The organism is Vibrio sp. 10N.222.46.A1, from assembly GCF_041473595.1.
In the GTDB taxonomy this organism is placed as follows: domain Bacteria; phylum Pseudomonadota; class Gammaproteobacteria; order Enterobacterales; family Vibrionaceae; genus Vibrio; species Vibrio tasmaniensis_A.
On record NZ_JBFRSN010001294.1, the window covers coordinates 1 to 388 of the forward strand.

Annotated in this window: 1 protein-coding gene; it reads right to left on the reverse strand. The window is 52.6% G+C overall.

Features of this window, described 5'->3' with window-relative positions; all coding sequences use genetic code 11:
- Positions 1-388 (reverse strand): hypothetical protein (locus AB4496_RS26070; protein ID WP_372132783.1); only part of this gene is annotated, 388 nt, incomplete at both ends.

The following is a 388-nucleotide window of genomic DNA, read 5'->3' on the forward strand; positions in this document are numbered from 1 at the left end:
GTGCCGTCGTCTTTGGTCTCGACTTCAACGATTAACTTAGTTTCACCCGCTTTGACTGTGTAAGAGCCATCAGCGTTCGGTGTCACTACGTTACCCGCGGCATCTTTCACAACAACGCTGTTGATGTCGTCCGCTGTTGCTGTGCCGTAAAGGGTTTCTAGCGTTACGCTGACGTCGATGGATGCAGCTTTGCTTAAGCTGACATCGAAGCTCGCGGTTGAACCTTCGTTAATAACTTTGCTGTCTTCGATGCTCACACTTGGGCGATCATCTGGATTCACTGGCGGAGTTGGATCGGTTGGGTCTACAGGACCGGTGCCATCATCTTTAATGGTTAGCTCACCCGTACCAGTGCCTGTTACGCCCGTCGCGCCCGTCACTTTCAGGC